The following is a 17774-nucleotide window of genomic DNA, read 5'->3' as shown; positions in this document are numbered from 1 at the left end:
ACCCGGACTCGCGTCCAACGCGGAATCTGTTAATCAAACAATCAGACTTTTCCTCGGTAATTGCACCCGACAGCAAACATCAGCATTTGGCTGTTGGCTTTTAGTTATTGGCTTCTGACCTCTGACTTCCGTCTTCTGTCCTCCGTTTTGTGGAGCTAACCGGAGTCGAACCGGTGACCTCCTGCTTGCAAGGCAGGCGCTCTAGCCAGCTGAGCTATAGCCCCTTTAGGATTTTGCACCTGCCGGTGTTGCTTTGCACCTGCCGGCGCTGGTGGTAGTGGGCTTGGGAGGAGTTGAACCTCCGACCTCACGCTTATCAGGCGTGCGCTCTAACCACCTGAGCTACAAGCCCGCTGCGCTTTAAGCCCCGTCACCCTTGCCGGCCTGCGGCCCGCACGGGGTTGGTTCAGGCAATTACTCAGAAGATCGCACAGCTACCTCAAAAGCCGGGCAAACATGCTCCTTAAAAAGGAGGTGATCCAGCCGCACCTTCCGGTACGGCTACCTTGTTACGACTTAGCGCCAGTTATGAGGCTTACCCTGGACACCGGCCTCCCCGAAGGGTTAGCGCGGCGGCGTCAGGTACTCCCCACTTCCATCGCTTGACGGGCGGTGTGTACAAGGCCCGGGAACGTATTCACCGCGTCGTTGCTGATACGCGATTACTAGCGATTCCAACTTCATGGAGTCGGGTTGCAGACTCCAATCCGAACTGGGATTGGCTTTAAGGATTGGCTGCCCCTCGCGGGGTCGCTACCCTCTGTACCAACCATTGTAGCACGTGTGCAGCCCTGGACGTAAGGGCCATGATGACTTGACGTCGTCCCCACCTTCCTCACTACTTGCGTAGGCAGTCTGGCCAGAGTCCCCACCTTTACGTGCTGGTAACTAACCATAGGGGTTGCGCTCGTTGCGGGACTTAACCCAACACCTCACGGCACGAGCTGACGACAGCCATGCAGCACCTTCTGTGGCGCCGGCAAGCCGGTCGGTCACCTTTCGGATCCCTAACCACAAATTTAGCCCAGGTAAGGTTCTTCGCGTTGCATCGAATTAAGCCACATGCTCCACCGCTTGTGCGGGCCCCCGTCAATTCCTTTGAGTTTCATCGTTGCCGACGTACTCCCCAGGTGGTATACTTAATGCGTTAGCTGCAGCACTGATCCTAAAAGGACCAACACCTAGTATACATCGTTTACGGCGTGGACTACCAGGGTATCTAATCCTGTTCGCTACCCACGCTCTCGTGCCTGAGCGTCAGTTGTGACCCGGTTGGCCGCCTACGCCACTGGTGTTCTTCGTAATATCTGTGCATTTCACCGCTACACTACGAATTCCGCCAACCTCTGTCACACTCAAGACTTCCAGTATCCAGGGCCATTTTACCGTTAAGCGGCAAGATTTCACCCCAGACTTAAAAGCCCGCCTGCGCACCCTTTACACCCAATGATTCCGGACAACGCTTGCACCCTCCGTATTACCGCGGCTGCTGGCACGGAGTTAGCCGGTGCTTATTCACCAGGTACCGTCAGGGCCGGTCGAAACCAGCCGGTTCTTCCCTGGTAAAAGCCGTTTACAATCCAAAGGACCTTCTTCCGGCACGCGGCGTGGCTGCGTCAGGCTTTCGCCCATTGCGCAATATTCCTCACTGCTGCCTCCCGTAGGAGTCTGGACCGTGTCTCAGTTCCAGTGTGGGGGACCATCCTCTCAGAACCCCTATGCATCACAGGCTTGGTGAGCCGTTACCTCACCAACTACCTAATGCACCGCAAGCTCATCTACAGGCACCCCGAAGGGCTTTAACAACTGTGGCCATGCGGCCCCGCTGCATTATGCGGTATTAGCCCGGCTTTCGCCGGGTTATCCCCCTCCTGTAGGCAGATTGCTTACGTGTTACGCACCCGTGCGCCAGTCTCATCAGGGGGCAAGCCCCCTGAATCCCCTGCGACTTGCATGTGTTAAGCCCGCCGCCAGCGTTCGTCCTGAGCCAGGATCAAACTCTCCGTTGTAAATTGTTATGCAATTAAGCATCCTAACTAAAAACAACGCATTGTTTGCCTTTGCTTCCTATCATATATCTTTAGAGCGGACATCCGGTAAAACCGAACATCCTAACTCCGGAATCGACTTCTAAGGCTTCGCTATGCGATCTTCTGTCTAATTGTTCACTAAGAAAAAGAACGGTGCAACCTGAAAACGTTGGTGGCAGCGAGCTGCCGAACTTCGTTTTTGTTGCAGATTCCAATGATACGGAATCTTGTAGCCCGTGTCAACACTTAATTTTGAAAGGGCCAAAATTTGTGGCCGCTGTCAAAACCCGTGAGCGCTGGGCGGCCTTAAATATACAACCCAATATCAACCCAACGCAATAGCTATTTTGAACCAATGAGGCAGGGATATGTTTTGGACCGCGGACGGCGGACGGCGGACGGCAGACGGCGGACGGCAGACGGCAGACGGCGGACAGAAGACAGAGGACAGAGGACAGAGGACAGAGGGCAGAGGGCAGAGGACAGCACGTTTCAATTTAGAAGTTGACGCGTTCAGGGGCTGCAGCATAGACATAACGGATAACAGCTATCATCGGGCATTGGGTCATTCATTTGCAACCGGCTTTTACTCAGGATTCAACCATTATGACTCTTTTTAGAAACAAACGTCATCGAATAAGTGCAGCTCAAGACATAGTGAAATCAAGGTTACTTTCTGCAATCAGACTCATAGCTCGGTGCTGTTTACTATCCCCGCCCTAAAATTTCACGGCATTGCTTTACAGCCAACACATACACTATAACAAATTCATTGAGCGCCATCGGGTCTCAGCCAAACCCAACTCATTTTCTTTTTAGTAAAGAATTAATGCAAACCCGCGCATTTCTGATGGTATCTGCTGTAAGTGCTCAAAGACTTCATTCATCAAAACAGATTCAACCGAGCATGGTATTCTGTTACCCATTTGTTACCCATAATTACAATTCTCGCGTTGGTCTATCCACAAACAAAAAAAAGCCTTGAATCGTAAATACATACAATTCAAGGCTTTAACTCTGTGGGACCGGGCGGAATCGAACCGCCGACACACGGATTTTCAGTCCGTTGCTCTACCGACTGAGCTACAGTCCCGATGAGCTTGTTTAACAGATTCAAAATATAAGCTGTTTTGGACATCAATAAAAGTGTTTTTTGCCAGAATATATTTTTTATTTTGGCATCCCCTATCATCAGCAATTTCAATGTATTCAGCTCCGTCAGGGTACTGCTATCAGGGCTTCAGTCAAATGCAAACACAAGCTGAACAGCGACTTGGACAGGAAATCACCAAAATAAAAAGGCTATCATCTTTTATGCTACAGTTTATCACGATGATCTTTACAACATTCTTCTTAGGGCTGTTCTTTGCGTTTGCGGATACTCCAAAGTCAGACAGCTGTGAGGCGGTGCAGGATGTCACCCTTGAGGAGTTTCGCTGGAAATACCGCCTGATTGTTTTAACTGCACCCTCGGCTTCTGACCACAGCTTTCAACAACAACTACAGCAGCTTATAGCGGAAGACGCCGGACTTGCTGAACGCGAGCTGCGCATTCTTGCCCTCTTTCAGAAGGGCTGTAGTATGCTTGATGAACAGGAAATATCTTCAGAATCAGCCTCCCGTGTAGCCCGGCAGCTCGAAGCCGGTTTAAGCTCGTTCAGCTTCAGACTTATCGGAAAAGACGGTGGGGTGAAAGCATTCAGCGATGAAATGGTATCCCCTGAATGGCTTTTTGGTATCATCGATCGCATGCCTATGCGGCAGCGCGAAATCAGAAACCGGTAACAGCGCTAAAGCTTCCGATAGTTGACCATTGATTTTGCTACCCTAAACGACCCCTGACCTGCCCATTAAGTTTAGCGGATCAATTCCGAAAATGAGCAGCGCAGCAAGCATCAGACTTGTTAGCAGGGAGAAAAGCACGAGCTTCATCAGGAAAAGAAGTTTGTCTTCGCGGGTGCGCAGTGATCGGGGTACAGGGTACCCATAACGGCGCATGAGCACGTTGGCCAGCCAGGAGCCGCTGATAAAAATGACCAGCAAAATGAAAATGTTCAGAAATATCATAAATCAGATTGGCGCAGTTTCTTTGTTTTAGTGCAGATTATAATTTCAGGGCTGCTTCTTTTGGCAGAAGGGTTTTCAGAGTGCCTAAAGGTACATGTTTTAAAAAGTGTATCCCAAACCCGCGTAAATACGCCATGCTTCCCGCGAAAATCCCAAATCACCCCGGAGCACAAAATCGCGGGTAAAGACTGACAATACACCGCCAATTCCACCAGTCATTCTCCACTGACGCAGATCCGGCATTTGGCCCGGATGCAGAAAAACAGTTCCGGCATCAGTAAATACATGACCGCCAAGCTGCGCATTGTACCAGGGAAGCCGGAAGAGCCAGCCGCGAAACTCAGCGGTCAGGAGCATGCTTCCGTTGTCACGAAAGCGTTCGAGGGGATACCCTCGCAGCGTAAACTCATCTCCCAGCGTTGGCTGCTCATAAAAAGGGGCTTTTCCTATAATCTGCCGGAATTGTGCGCGGCTTGCCAACAAGAGCGGCTCACCGCCCAGTTCGGCAAGAGGCAGGTAAAAAGCTGCAGATCCCTCGGTTTTGATGAGCGTATTTCTGTTTCCCGTTAGTTCCGGAATGAGGGTTAGGCGTCCTGTAAAATAACTGCCTTCGGAAGTACGGTTGATGTTATCGCGTGCATCCCGCCTGAGACCCGCAAAAACGGCATTTCTAATCCCCCCGCTTATGCCAAAAAGCTGCTGCTGCCCAAGCCTGCTGTCGTCAGAGACTTTTGTGCGTATGGCACCGCCGCTTACGCCCGCATCGAGAAAGTATCTGATACGATCTGAAGAGCCCAATGCAAAGCTGTAAACGGCTTCAACCATGAACATCTCCCGTCGGTAATGATATATTTCGCTTCTGAGGTCTGATGCAGAAAATTCAGCCTCCATTCCACGTCCGAAATACAGCGCGTCCGGATCCAGCTGCCCGGCCGCGCTTACTAAAAAATGATCATCCGATGCGAAGCGATGCTCATAAACAATATTCGCGAAGAGCTTTCCCCTTAAGAATATGGTACTTTGCGCGCGGAATTTTCTTCTGAAATGATCATGATCCTGCTCATAGGTGATATGCTGCAGAAAACCGCCAAAACCAAATCCGGAATCACTGCTAAATCCTGCTGTTGGGATTCCCCCTACCGATACTGAATCTGTATTTGAGGCTCTTCCATCGCTGATTGTACCCAGCAAAATAATGCCTGTTAAGGCTACAATATGTAGGATTCGGCTCAAATCTTTCATACAGTAAACATGCTTACGGCAGAAAGCCGGCTGAATATCTGGCTATGTTTGCGTACTGTGAACCTCACGCTTTGAGGCTTCCTTCTTCCTGCAACTGCTCGAGTGTCGCAACAGCATGACGAAAATGAGGTATCACAATACTTCCGCCCACAATCAGCGCAACGTTTAAAGCATCAATGATTTCGGCATGGGTGTACCCTGCAAGCGCGCACTGCTCAAGGTGATAGTCGATGCAGTCGTTGCACCGGAGCACAGCTGAAGCAACAAGGCCGAGCAACTCTTTGGTTTTACCATCGAGGGCACCATCACGATAGGTGTTGGTGTCGAGGTTAAAGAAACGCTTCACCCCGAGATGGTCCAGCCCCATAATTTTTTCATTCATTCGCTGCCTTTCGGCTCTGAAATCGTCGAGTTTACTCACTGAATTAACCTGATACCTGTGTGTTTTCAGGAGGTACGAACAGGCGCCGCAGCATTCCATGGAACGCGGACGACCGTATCTCCATTATATTTATAAATTTAGAAAATTCTCCACTAAAATGAAGGACAACTATGAGCCCCGAAAGAAAGATAAGAAAAGAATTACAGCAAGTAGGAAGCACAGAATATACCGTAATGATTGATTTACGCCTGCCCGACAGATTCGCGCTTGAAGCGCCCAGCCATCACAACAGGCTTCACGTTAGCTTTGAAAACAATGAAGGCAAAACAGAACGGCAGGGTCACATCATCAGAGAGAATCCCGAATTTCCCGTTGGCATTCCGGTGCGGAGTAAAGGCGAAGGGGCTGTCATTTATGTAGACTACGAATTTCGCTATCGCGACAGCACTGATCCGGAAGCACTCTTTCAAACCCGTATTCATTATGAAATCCCGGTAGAAGTTAAAGAAAATGGTTCCGATGAAGTAAAGCTGTCAGAACAGCTGCCGCTTGATGAACTTGAAGCGGTCTGAAATAACTGACCCGAAATGCATACAGGCACATGACTTTCATAGTTATGTGCCTTTTTTTGTTTTACAGGGCGGCAATGCAATGCGCTCATAGAGGACATCCGCTCCGGGGTACTTTGCTGTTCAAAGTTGCTGACTCAATACGCTTCCCAAAGGGCTGCTACCCGTTTTGAATTGTAGAGCGGGAAAATCTGAAACCAAAATCGGGTTCCGTTCCGACCTTGAAATTGCCTATTTTGTGGCACTGTAAGCGGTTACAGCACACGCTAATTCATCCCTTTATCCCAAATCCTTCCTTTACATGAAAAAACCACAGCTGAGCTTTTGGCAAATCTGGAACATGAGTTTCGGTTTCTTGGGTATTCAGTTCGGGTTCGCACTACAGAACGCCAACGTGAGCCGCATTTTTGAAACCCTGGGGGCCGATGTAAGTCAGATTCCCATCCTCTGGATTGCCGCGCCGGTTACCGGACTTATCGTGCAGCCGATTGTAGGCTACCTCAGCGACAACACCTGGAACAGTTTTGGCCGCCGCCGTCCTTTTTTTCTGATCGGTGCGATTCTGGCGTCTGCGGCGCTGTTTATCATGCCGAATTCTCCCTATTTGTGGATTGCCGCCGGGATGCTGTGGATTCTCGACGCCTCTATCAATATCACAATGGAGCCTTTCCGGGCCTTTGTGGGTGATATGCTGCCTTCCGAACAGCGTACCAAAGGGTTCGCGATGCAGTCCTTCTTCATCGGGATTGCAGCATTTATTGGCTCCTTTTTGCCGTGGATGATGACCAACTGGTTTGGCATTTCCAATACAGCGCCCGAAGGGATGATCCCCGATTCAGTGAAGTTTTCCTTTTACTTCGGGGGTATCATTTTCTTCCTCGCAGTGATGTGGACCATTATCAAAACCAAAGAATACAGCCCGGAAGAACTCGAAGCGTTCGAAGAATATGACAAGCAACAACTCGGCATTGATGAAAAAATTGAAACACCGGAGCAATCTTCGGAAGAACGTGCGGGCACCAAACTGCGGCACGGTCCGCTGATTATGGCGCTTGGCGTGTTACTAAGCGCTGCCGTTTACAGTCAGACATGGGCACAGGAGCTTTATATCCTAACAGTTGGTATTGCTGCTATTGGTCTGGTCCTTGTACTCGTCGGGCTTTGGCAGCGCAGCGGAAGCCGAAACGGGATGGTTGTGGTATTTGACGACCTCTACCTCATGCCAAAAACCATGAAACAGCTGGCAGTAGTGCAATTCTTTTCATGGTTCGCGCTCTTCGCGATGTGGATTTACACAACATCAGCCGTAACAAGTCACATCTATGATATGCGTCTGGATGCCGTGGAAGTTGCAGAGCTGAGCGCGACCCTGCCCGGACTTTCGGCACAAACCGATGCCGACTGGTTTTCCCGCTTCGAGCGCATTCAGGGAGATATCGACAGCTATCAGGCGCAGGTTGATGCGGGCCTGTCAAACGTGGTGGCAAGTATGCGGGTCGTCAACTTTTATCTGGAGGAAGGGCGCGCGGAGTTATCAGACGCTACCCGGGCGAGCCTGCGACGTATCGAACAGGAATACAATGCCGGCGCCGATTGGGTCGGGGTCGCCTTCGGAATTTACAATGGCTTCGCGGCACTTGTGGCCTTTATGCTGCCGGTGATTGCCGGTTACACCAACCGTAAAACGACGCACGCCCTTGCCCTGGTTGCAGGCGCAGCCGGGCTGATTTCCATCTACTTTATCAGCAATCCTGTGATGATTCTGGTTTCCATGATTGGTGTTGGCCTGGCCTGGGCAAGTATTCTATCGATGCCGTATGCCATTCTGGCGGGCTCCCTGCCTGCAAGTAAAATGGGTACCTACATGGGGATTTTCAACTTCTTCATCGTACTCCCGCAGATTCTCGCAGCGTCCATCCTGGGCTTTTTAGTGGGCACTGTTTTTGGAGGTCAGGCCATTTACGCACTGGTTCTCGGCGGCTTAACCTGGATTCTTGCTGCCGGACTCACTTTTCTCGTAGATGATGTGGATGATCCCGATAAAATCAAGGCCTGATATGGTAACCGGAATCGGTCAATTAGACTGTGCCTGAGTGCGAAGCCTGTCTTTTCAGTAAAAAACGGAAGCTGACAGCTGTGCGGCTTCCGTTTTTTTTGGAATTGTTGGAATTTATTGAACCTTAACCCGTAATAAGCCTTTTTCAGCATTGGCAAACTGCTTTCCGTTTTATACATTCATTTTTGAGCCTTTTTTAATCACCCAAATTATTTTTTATGAAGCAATCGATGATTCTGCACTCCGTGTACTTCTACTTTAAGACAGATACACCGGAAGAAATCTTTGAACAGCAGCGTGAGCGCATTTTCGAACTTAACAATCAGCTGAGCGTTGTTCAGCTCACTTTTGCAGGTCCGCCGGCAGGTATTGAGCGCGATGTGGTCGACAACAGCTACGGAATGAGCCTGCACATGCTGTTTCAGGATGAAGCCGACCTCAACACCTATCAGCAGCATGAGCTGCACCAAAAATTTGTGGCTGACTTCAAGCCATACTGGACATCCATCAAAGTCTATGATACTTCCGTTTAACAATTCCTTCGCATTGATACTCAATAAAGGACTTGTAGTTTTATGCGGCTGTTTGCTGTTCGCTTTCACAATAACCGCTCTCCCATTCTCAACAATACTTGCGCAGGATCAGCATCAGTTTGTCGTCACTGAATCCGATGTTGTATTCAGTTCCCGTACCCAAATCGAACGGTTCGACGGCATAACAAGCGCTGCAACCGGGTCATTTAATACAGAAACCGGACACTTCCGGTTTGAAGTACCTGTAGATTCCATCCGAACCGGCAACAACCGCAGGGACGCAAAAATGCGCGAGGATTATTTGCTAAGCGAAGATAATCCTTATATTAAGTTCAACGGCTTAGTACAAAACTGGCAGTCCGCATCCCAAACAAACGGCGAGTACATCGCAAAGGGCACCTTTAGTATTGCCGGATTTGAAAGAGAAGTTGAAATTCCAGGTAACATCCTTTTCCAAAAAACGGAAAACAGCGAAAACACAACTGTAGAAATTTCAAGTACTTTTGACATCAAACTTAGCGACTACAACATCACACGTCCCCGCTTTCTGCTCGTTAGGCTTAACGATGTACAGGAAGTCAGCGTATCATTTGTTTTAAGTGCTCAAAGCGGGAATTAAAGCACAAACCGCGAATAATCCCTGCCTGAGCGCTTTAGCCCGCATTATTCACCAAGAAATTTTCTTGCCGGCAAGGCGAAGTTGAAAACTCAGCGGAAGGCTACCTAAGTACCCTGAGCAGGAGTTTTCAACTTCAACGCAGCCAGCGGGGAAATTTTGCAGTCTTTACATAACACTCAAATTTGGGCTACCGGCTTTTTTCACTAAACCAAATTTAAACTTACATTTAGCAAATAAATTCTGTTTAATTGTGAATAATGCGGGTTAGGTTCAGATTCATACTTTTCATTGCACCCTTAATGAGACTCACTTTTTTTACGGGGCTTGCCCTAATGGTTTTCCTAACGGCCTGTTCGGGCGGAAAGTCAACCCTTACGGATGAAGCGCCGGCTGTTAGCCTTGAAAACGTGCGTAATCTCATGATTTTTCATGATGCGCAGGCCGTCAATCAAAGCACCCTCAATTTCGATGTTAGCTGGGCCGAAATCACCCAAACGGAAGTTATCGGCACCGGCATTTGCGTGCATACCGAGCCTAACCCCACTATAAGACACACATGCGTCTCAGCACCCGTTTTATCCGGTAGGGCAGAACTTCAGGTAAGCGGGCTGGATTCCGGGATCACCTACTTTGCACGTCCGTACCTCACAACGGCCTACGAAACCCGCTACGGACCCATGAAGGAAATCCAAACCGACGAATTCAGTGTCATCAGGGTAACCTCCTCTGATTTGATCTCTTTTGCGCGATCAGCCCGAAGTGCAGTGCTCAGAGGTATCGTGACCGGCACAAGCCCGGACGGCATCATGCGCAGAGGCTTTGTATGGGGCAGTGAAGATCGTATGAGTCAGCCGGAGGAAACTGTTGAAATACCGGATGGCCGCCCCTTTCAATTGCCCCTCACCAACCTGCAATTTGGCGTCGATTATTTCTTTCGGGCTTTTGCTATCACGGAAAAAGGTACCGTTTTCGGGGAAACCATCCGTTTCACTTTTCCACCTTATGAAATTGGAGAAATTGGTCCGGCCGGAGGCATCATTTTTTATTATGATGAAAACAACCGTTTCCCTTTCACTTTTCTCGAAGCAGCACCGGCAGGCTGGGGCGGACTAAGTGATGACATTCGGGCAGAATTCCCCTGCTATAATCAGTTTTTAGAAGCTACAAACTACCGCCTGGGCGACGGCAGGGCCAACCTGCAAAAACTTCTGGACCGCTGCAGTCAGTCAGACAACAACATTGCTAAAATTGTCGCTGAACTTAACATCGACGGCTACGCGGACTGGTTCATCCCAAGCCGGGCAGAACTTGAAATTATGCTCAATACCCTTTACGTAAGCGGTCAGAATAAAGCCGGGCTTTCCAATGAGTTTTACTGGAGTTCTACCGAGCAGGACGACGGGGCCGCATGGGGCATTTTTATGGGAACCGGTAATCACCGGCTGCTCCCGAAATGGATGCAGGAAAGGGTCAGACCTATCCGGGCTTTCTAAGCTGACTGCGGCACACGCACTCCTTGCCAACATCCGGCTTCGGATTTACAGCTTTGTACTCACCTCCATTTTCGGCATATTTGCACCTCTGTCATCCTAAACGAACCCCCTTCCCCGGCATGCAAACCACATTTTTTTGCCGCACCTTTTTGGTCCTCATGCTCGCAGCCCTCACCGGTTGCAGCGCGCAGAAACTTTCTCTTGCGGATGAAAACCCCTCACACGTTTTCTTCACGGCAGATGGCGAGCGCATAAACTGGCAGGACGTAGCCGAAACCGCGCGCAGCCACGACATTATTCTGTTTGGTGAACTCCATAATAATGCCATCGCGCACTGGCTGCAGCATGAACTCACGCGCAGCCTGCATGCAGATACCACCCGAAGCCTGATCATCGGCATGGAAATGTTCGAAGCCGATCAGCAGATCATCATGGATGAATACCTCTCAGGCCTGATTACCGACCGTAATTTCGAAGAACAGGCCCGCCTGTGGAACAATTACGCTACCGATTACCGACCCATCGTTCAGTTTGCGCGCGAGCAGGGCATACCCGTAATTGCAACCAACATCCCGCGCCGCTACGCCTCCATGGTATTCCGCGACGGACTCACCGCGCTCGATCAGCTCGATCCGGAAGCCCGTCAATGGATAGCCCCGGTCCCCATTACCGTTGATCTGGAGCTCCCAGGATACGCCAACATCACACAAATGGCCCACGGCCACGGCGGCGACAACCTTGCCCTCTCGCAGGCTTCGAAAGACGCAACCATGGCGCACTTCATTCTGCACTCATTCCGCGAGGGCGAAACACAGCACCTGCACCTTAACGGCGCCTACCACTCTGATAACTTCGAAGGCATCTACTGGTACCTCCGCTACTACGGCTTCGAAGGCAGCATCATGACCATCACCACCACCGATCAGGCCGAACCGGCAGTCTTTAATGAAGAGTATCTCGGGCGGGCAACCGTTGTGCTGCAGGTCCACGAACGCATGACCAAAACCTACTGACCGCCCTCCGCCCCCGGTACGCGCAATCGTATTCAAACCGCATCGCCCGAACCCGGCCACTAAGCGATTCGGAAGTTTTTTTATTTGGGGGAAACTCCGTGAACATCAGGTGCGCCGTGGCAGACTCCGGGCTCCTAAACCTAAGATGGAGGCGTTGCTTTTTTGCAGCAGCAACGCCTCCCCCCTGCCCTGCCTTTCTTTTCCTTTTGCACATCCTCCATAAACAAAAACGGGCCGGCACCTGTAATTTGGCACCGACCCGATTTTGTGATGAAATCACGGGATTCGATTAACCCGCATTATTCACCAAGAAATTTTCTTGCTGGCAAGGCGAAGCTGAAAACTCAGCGGAAGGGTACCTAAGTACCCTGAGCATGAGTTTTCAGCTTTAACGTAGCCAGCGGGGAAATTTCGCAGTCTTTAAACCACACCCAAATTTGGGCTACCGGTGTTTTTCACTAAGTCGAAATTAAACTTACATTTAGCAAATAAATTCTGTTTAATTGTGAATAATGCGGGTTAATTTGCTTCCGTAAGTTCGTCCGCGTGCTTCACAAATTTATCGAGCCAGCGGTGTGTTTCCCACAGCATGTGCATCACAGACTCGCGGGCGCGGTAGCCGTGCGATTCATGCGGCAGCATCACCAGACGTGCCGTGCCCCCAAGACCCTGAATGGCCTGAAAGAGCCGCTCGCTCTGCAGCGGAAAAGTCCCGGAATTGTTATCCGCTTCCCCGTGAATCAGCAGAATAGGGTGCTTAATGTTGTGCGCGTTAAAGAAAGGAGACATGGTGATATACAGATTGGTATCATCCCAAAGGGTACGCTGTTCCCGCTGAAACCCAAACGGGGTCAGGCTTCGGTTGTAGGCGCCGCTCCGCGCAATACCGGCGCGGAACAAATCCGAATTCCCCAGGATGTGCGCGACCATGAACGCGCCATAGCTGTGCCCGCCAATCGCTGCGCGGTTCGGATCTGCAATACCCATATCAGCCACAGCATCGATAGCCGCCTCACTGTTCATAATCAGCTGATCAATAAAGGTATCATTGGGTTCTTTATCGCCTTCTCCGACAATGGGCATGGTTGCGGCGTCGAGCACAGCGTAGCCCTGCGTGATCAGCCACTGCGGTCCCCAGTATCCGATATTCACAAACCGATACGGAGAATCCGAACGCTGTCCGGCGGCATCAGCACTTCTGAACTCCCGCGGATACGCCCAAACCATTAGCGGAAGCCGGCCATCGGTTTCCGGATCGTAGCCCGGCGGAAGCAGCAGGGTTCCGCTCAGGGGCACCCCATCGGCCCGCTCATACGTAACAAGCTCACGCCGCACATCGCGTAAGTCCGGGTTGGGATGTTCGAACTGTGTGAGCGCAATTTCTGTATCCGCCGATAAATCCCGCTGAAAATAATTAGCAGGTACCGTCTGAGACTCCCGCAGCGTAATCACCTGCGAACCGGTGTTATCCAGCATGGTAACGACCCGCTCGTAGAATGGCGAAGCACTTTGCCAAAGGCGCTCCGTTTGTTCCGAAGTGAGGTCAAGCCGGTCCAGAAACGGGCGGTTACCCTCATCTGAAGCACCGAGCGCGGTCAGAAAAATACCGAATCCGCTGTCATCGGTATTCAGCACCATATTACCGGAGTCACTGACGCGCATTTGCGGACTTCCCGGATCGTTGTAAATATCTTCGTAATTGCGGTCCCAAACCAGCAGCTGACTTCCCCGGATGTTATCGGGGGCAACCCGCCACAAGCGCTCGTTGCGGTTATCGAACCAGCGCTCGCGAATAAGGGCAAGCTCGCCATGTCCCCACATAATGCCGCTAAAGCGGTATTCAAGCCGTGCAAGCACATCAGGCGCCCCGGTAAACGGTACTTCCTGCATGAAGACAAGATCGCGCGTATCAGCTTCCACACGGGGATTGCCCTCATCCTGCGCTTCTACCCATACCACCGTAGCCGGCGCATCATTGCGCCAGGTAATGCTGCGCGGACCAACTGACGTAGCATTGAACCCGATGGGGATTTCATTCTGCAGCGGAATTTCAGCGACGGTCTCAACCACATTTCCGTCCGTGTCCCAAATCTCCGTACGTACCGGAAAGCGGGAAGCCGGAACAGTGTACGAAAACGGGCGGTCGGTAAAGGCCACCATAAGATACGCCCCGCCCGGCGCCGGCGACATGCTTCTGATAATGCCGGCCTCACCCACTTCACGGCGGGTAAAATCAGTGACCTGTACTTCTTTAATCTGAGCCGTAAAATAGTACTCGAACAGCGCTTCATCATGTGCATTGCTCAGCATATCCTGATAGGTGCGAGCCGGAGCCGACCGGCCGATATTTTCCTGAATAACAGGTCCGCGCGGGGCAAGTTCCGGTTCCGGCGCGTCGCCTCTGCCCGCAGGTACGGCCCGCACATACAGGATTTCAGAAGAAGGGTGCCAGCTCAGACTCGACCCGAAATAGGTATCATTCACCTGAATATCCGGTACAAGCGAAACAGAGCGGGAAGCTACCGAGCCCATCCAAAGCTCAACCGCATCAAGCGTTGTGTTGGTGAAGGCAAAGCGGGTGCCATCAGGCGACCAGCTCACACTGCCGATGGAAGCATCATCAGGTAAGCCCGAAACGGCGATTTCCTCACCGTTTGCCATATCAACAAGAGCCAGACCTGTAAAACCGCTTGCGCGACTCGGGCCATTGGTGCGCGGGTTAATCCGGATTCCCGCCAGCCTCAGCTCCGGCTGTGCCAGCTCAATAATACCGGGCAGGCCCGCTCTGTGCATCAGCATCATATACTCCCGGTTCGGACTCAGGGATACGGCTGGCGTAGCGGGAGCATCCACAATCGCAACCACCTCCTCAGGCGGCATCTGATAAACAGCATCATCCGTGCCTGTCTGAGCAGTCAAGATGTACGGAAAAAAAAACAGCAAAAAAGTTGTGCAGATGTATTTGATCATTTCTATATTCTTTAATTCGAGCTTCAAAAGGGTTAGGTATTGCTTCAGGCTCGAATATACATCCCTCAGCGCTGAGGGAATTTTTTTGCTTCAATCTTTTTACAAATATAAGGTAGTCTTAATGTTAAATGCGTTAGACTGCCTCCGGACTGTAACAGTTGAGCTTCTTGCCACTATTTTAGGACTCATTATAGCATATTCATCAGAATGGATAAAACGAAAATCATGAGCAGGTCGCGCTTCCTTCAATTAAGCGCAACAGGTTTTCTGGGCATGTTATCCCTGAGCGCATGCCTCAAACCAAATTTTGATGATGAAGACAACAATCAGCAAATGCGGGTAATCTGCCTTGCTGACCTGCATTCTTCTCACCGTCATTTCCCACGTATTCTCAACTTTGTTTCGCAGTTACACCAGCAAAGTGGCGAAAGACAACTCATACTTATCAATGGCGATATTTTTGAAACGAGTAACAAAGTCGCTTCACGCTCCAAAGGCGCGCTGGAGTGGTACTTTCTTGAACGCCTGAGTAAACATGCGCAGGTTGTAGTCAATCTTGGGAATCACGAGGGAGGTCTTGAAAATGATTTTAGTCGCGTAGTTGAGCGTATGCGCCGGCTCGATATTGCTGTTGTTTCTAATATCAGAAACAAGGCTGATGGCAGCAACCTTGCTTCAACAGCCATCACGGTTACCCAAAACAATCAGTTGCTCCGCATTATCGGTCTGTCATGCAGCAATCCTGACACGTACCAGCCCATACACAGGAATACATGGCATTTTCCGGAACCATCCCAATATCTGAATGAAAAACTGGGAAGTCTGCTCCACAATGGCGCGGTACACATTGTGATGAATCACGATGGCTTCATCGCTGATAATGAAGTACTTGATAAAATGCCCGCCGGAAGTGTTGTACTCGGCGGTCACGACCATTTAAGGGCGCACTTGCAAACCGACTCCTGGCTGGCACTGCATACTGCATGGGGAGGCCATCTGTGCGATATCATTGAAATGTCGCCCCGTGACGGTACCAATCCGCGCAGCTACAAAATCACAACTGTTGAGTTTGATGATCACATTGGCGAAGACACTGAAATGGGACAGATGATTAAAACACAGGAGGCACGTCATCTCAACAGTACAGAGAGCGCAACAGCCGGCAGCTTTTTGCAGCATACTACGCCTCATGCATTTATTTCTAATACCGTAAACTGGTTCAGACGCGCTGCAGGTACAGATGCGGCCTTCATCAACAACACAACCTTTGGCCCCGTTTTACCTTTCGGAAAGGTCAGATTCTATGACATTGACAATACTATCCGGTTTGACAGCAGTCTTTTTAAAGCCGAAGTCAGGGGTTCCCAACTCAAGCAAATCATCAAGCGTGCCAATCAGTTTAGCAACCATAAGTGGGAAGAGCGCACCGGTGAATTTGTCGTTGGTGCTTTTCCGAATACGATAGACCCGTTTAAAACCTACACCATAGCCGTGAACGACTGGGTTGCCAAACCTGGAAATCAGCTTGCCTTCTTAGGCATCGATGGGCTTAGCTTCGAAGCACTGCCCGAAGAGTTGTGCATGCGTAATATTGTAGCAAGCAGACTGTCACCCTCTTCTTAAAACACACCAATAAACATGCATTTTTCTCAATGACATTGTTACAGTGTATTGAAAACTGTTATGGGAATCAATTGTCTAAGCGGTTTTACCCGCTATAATACAATCGCCCCATACTTTCCGGTCTGCATGCCCCGTCCTTATTCAGACCTTCCATTTTGTTTAATAAACGCAAGTTTATAGTAACCTTATGCTATAATATTTACTAAAGCATAAGATCCGGACTTGTAGTGTACATAAGCCATCACCCAAGCATAGCCCCGTACACCTCCAAAAGGCTGCCCGTTTATTCGGCGCAGCCTTTTTTATTTACAGAACATGAGACCATAAAAAAGGCTGAACCTTCGTGAGATTCAGCCTTTTTCTCCCTCTTTCCTGCGCTTATTGGGTGTAAGTGTGCACGCTGTTGGCCGCGGAAGGCAGATAGTTTACGCCAAACCAGGCAATCAGCAGAATGATGAAGGCGACCGCGAGCATCCAGTTGGCTTCGGCGGTTTTACCGGGTTTGTGATAGCGGAAATGAATGTAGCCGAGGTATCCGATCCAGGTAAGGAAGGCCCAGGTCTCTTGGGGATCCCACATCCAGTAGTGTCCCCAGGCTTCTTTGCCCCAAAGCGCGCCAAACAGCAGCCCGAGCGTGAGGAAGCCGAGGCCGAGATACACGAGGTTGTCGGCCAGCTGTATGCTCCATTTCCAGTTGAGGCCCAAATACTGTATCGCAAGGCCCTTAACCGCTACGATAGCCGAGGCCGCAAGCAGCGCGTAGGCAAAGATGTACACAATCACGTGCGGCACGAACCAGATGCTTTGCAGGGCAGGCATGAGATCGCGGTCGTAGTTGTCGGGGTAAATCAGGTTGATCGCCACAAATACGATGGCAACAGCGCCGCTGTAGTGCAGAATCCAGCTGTAGTTCCAGCGCATGTAGGTCGCATAGCCGATGACCGGCAGGAACATGGCGTACCACAGGCGGGTTTCGCCCAGGGTGCGCATGGGCGGACGATCGAGAATATCCCAGAGCAGCCAGGCAAATACGGCCAGGACAACTACGCCGGAGAGATAGCTCGCGTGCGCCAGCAGTTTGATGGTTCTGCGCTCCCCGGCAATCAGGAAGAGCGCCATCCCCACGGCCCAGAGGGCTATGGAGGCAAGGGTGAATAAGGTTGGGTCGATGGGCATC

The 17774-nt window shown here is 50.6% G+C and carries 13 protein-coding genes, 3 tRNA genes and 1 rRNA gene; 8 read left to right on the top strand and 9 right to left on the bottom strand.

Annotation, left to right across the window (positions count from 1 at the left end; translation table 11 throughout):
- Nucleotides 1–150: 150 nt before the first annotated feature.
- From CYPRO_RS03955 to CYPRO_RS03940, 4 genes are all read right to left on the bottom strand, one after another.
- Nucleotides 151–224, bottom strand: a tRNA-Ala gene (locus tag CYPRO_RS03955).
- A gap of 54 nt (nucleotides 225–278) precedes the next feature.
- A tRNA-Ile gene (locus CYPRO_RS03950) sits at nucleotides 279–352 on the bottom strand.
- A gap of 115 nt (nucleotides 353–467) precedes the next feature.
- A 16S ribosomal RNA gene (locus CYPRO_RS03945) occupies nucleotides 468–2009 on the bottom strand.
- A gap of 1041 nt (nucleotides 2010–3050) precedes the next feature.
- Nucleotides 3051–3123: transfer RNA gene (locus CYPRO_RS03940), tRNA-Phe, on the bottom strand.
- A 221-nt stretch (nucleotides 3124–3344) separates the two neighbouring features.
- Between CYPRO_RS03940 and CYPRO_RS03935 the strand changes: the two genes are divergently transcribed.
- Nucleotides 3345–3815 (top strand): DUF4174 domain-containing protein, encoded by a 471-nt coding sequence (locus CYPRO_RS03935; RefSeq protein WP_164682520.1) that lies wholly within the window; start codon nucleotides 3345–3347, stop codon nucleotides 3813–3815.
- A 42-nt stretch (nucleotides 3816–3857) separates the two neighbouring features.
- Here the strand turns inward: CYPRO_RS03935 and CYPRO_RS03930 are convergent, their stop codons facing one another.
- The 3 genes from CYPRO_RS03930 to CYPRO_RS03920 all read right to left on the bottom strand — a co-directional run bounded on the left by CYPRO_RS03930 (nucleotide 3858) and on the right by CYPRO_RS03920 (nucleotide 5760).
- Nucleotides 3858–4097, bottom strand: coding sequence for a hypothetical protein (locus CYPRO_RS03930; protein WP_114983380.1), 240 nt, complete (start codon nucleotides 4095–4097; stop codon nucleotides 3858–3860).
- A gap of 99 nt (nucleotides 4098–4196) precedes the next feature.
- Nucleotides 4197–5339: a BamA/TamA family outer membrane protein gene (locus CYPRO_RS03925; protein ID WP_114983379.1), complete on the bottom strand. Its 1143-nt coding sequence runs from the start codon at nucleotides 5337–5339 to the stop codon at nucleotides 4197–4199.
- Between the two features lie 64 nt (nucleotides 5340–5403).
- Nucleotides 5404–5760, bottom strand: a complete 357-nt coding sequence (locus tag CYPRO_RS03920; protein ID WP_114985689.1) for a carboxymuconolactone decarboxylase family protein — start codon at nucleotides 5758–5760, stop codon at nucleotides 5404–5406.
- A 194-nt stretch (nucleotides 5761–5954) separates the two neighbouring features.
- On the opposite strand from CYPRO_RS03920, the gene CYPRO_RS03915 reads away from it, so the two are divergent.
- The 6 genes from CYPRO_RS03915 to CYPRO_RS03890 all read left to right on the top strand — a co-directional run bounded on the left by CYPRO_RS03915 (nucleotide 5955) and on the right by CYPRO_RS03890 (nucleotide 12004).
- Nucleotides 5955–6293 carry a hypothetical protein gene (locus CYPRO_RS03915; RefSeq protein WP_124245513.1) on the top strand — a complete coding sequence of 113 codons (339 nt, stop codon included), beginning with the start codon at nucleotides 5955–5957 and terminating at the stop codon, nucleotides 6291–6293.
- Nucleotides 6294–6591: 298 nt separating this feature from the next.
- Nucleotides 6592–8346: an MFS transporter gene (locus CYPRO_RS16700; protein ID WP_240644829.1), complete on the top strand. Its 1755-nt coding sequence runs from the start codon at nucleotides 6592–6594 to the stop codon at nucleotides 8344–8346.
- Nucleotides 8347–8564: 218 nt separating this feature from the next.
- Entirely contained in the window at nucleotides 8565–8879 is a 315-nt protein-coding gene (locus tag CYPRO_RS03905) for a Dabb family protein (protein ID WP_114983377.1), read from the top strand.
- Between the two features lie 13 nt (nucleotides 8880–8892).
- On the top strand, nucleotides 8893–9498 hold the full coding sequence (locus CYPRO_RS03900; protein ID WP_164682518.1) for a YceI family protein: 606 nt from the start codon (nucleotides 8893–8895) through the stop codon (nucleotides 9496–9498).
- 299 nt (nucleotides 9499–9797) lie between these two features.
- Nucleotides 9798–10991 carry a DUF1566 domain-containing protein gene (locus tag CYPRO_RS03895; RefSeq protein WP_164682516.1) on the top strand — a complete coding sequence of 398 codons (1194 nt, stop codon included), beginning with the start codon at nucleotides 9798–9800 and terminating at the stop codon, nucleotides 10989–10991.
- Nucleotides 10992–11110: 119 nt separating this feature from the next.
- Nucleotides 11111–12004: a ChaN family lipoprotein gene (locus tag CYPRO_RS03890; protein WP_114983374.1), complete on the top strand. Its 894-nt coding sequence runs from the start codon at nucleotides 11111–11113 to the stop codon at nucleotides 12002–12004.
- 519 nt (nucleotides 12005–12523) lie between these two features.
- Here the strand turns inward: CYPRO_RS03890 and CYPRO_RS03885 are convergent.
- Nucleotides 12524–14923 (bottom strand): S9 family peptidase, encoded by a 2400-nt coding sequence (locus CYPRO_RS03885; protein WP_164682514.1) that lies wholly within the window; start codon nucleotides 14921–14923, stop codon nucleotides 12524–12526.
- 258 nt (nucleotides 14924–15181) lie between these two features.
- On the opposite strand from CYPRO_RS03885, the gene CYPRO_RS03880 reads away from it, so the two are divergent.
- Entirely contained in the window at nucleotides 15182–16597 is a 1416-nt protein-coding gene (locus tag CYPRO_RS03880) for a metallophosphoesterase (protein WP_114983372.1), read from the top strand.
- Between the two features lie 378 nt (nucleotides 16598–16975).
- On the opposite strand, the gene CYPRO_RS03875 is transcribed toward CYPRO_RS03880, so the two are convergent.
- On the bottom strand, nucleotides 16976–17773 hold the full coding sequence (locus CYPRO_RS03875; protein WP_114985688.1) for a cytochrome c biogenesis protein: 798 nt from the start codon (nucleotides 17771–17773) through the stop codon (nucleotides 16976–16978).
- Nucleotide 17774: the final 1 nt, after the last annotated feature.

Source organism: Cyclonatronum proteinivorum, from assembly GCF_003353065.1.
Taxonomy (GTDB): domain Bacteria; phylum Bacteroidota; class Rhodothermia; order Balneolales; family Cyclonatronaceae; genus Cyclonatronum; species Cyclonatronum proteinivorum.
This window is presented reverse-complemented; position numbering and strand designations above follow the sequence as displayed.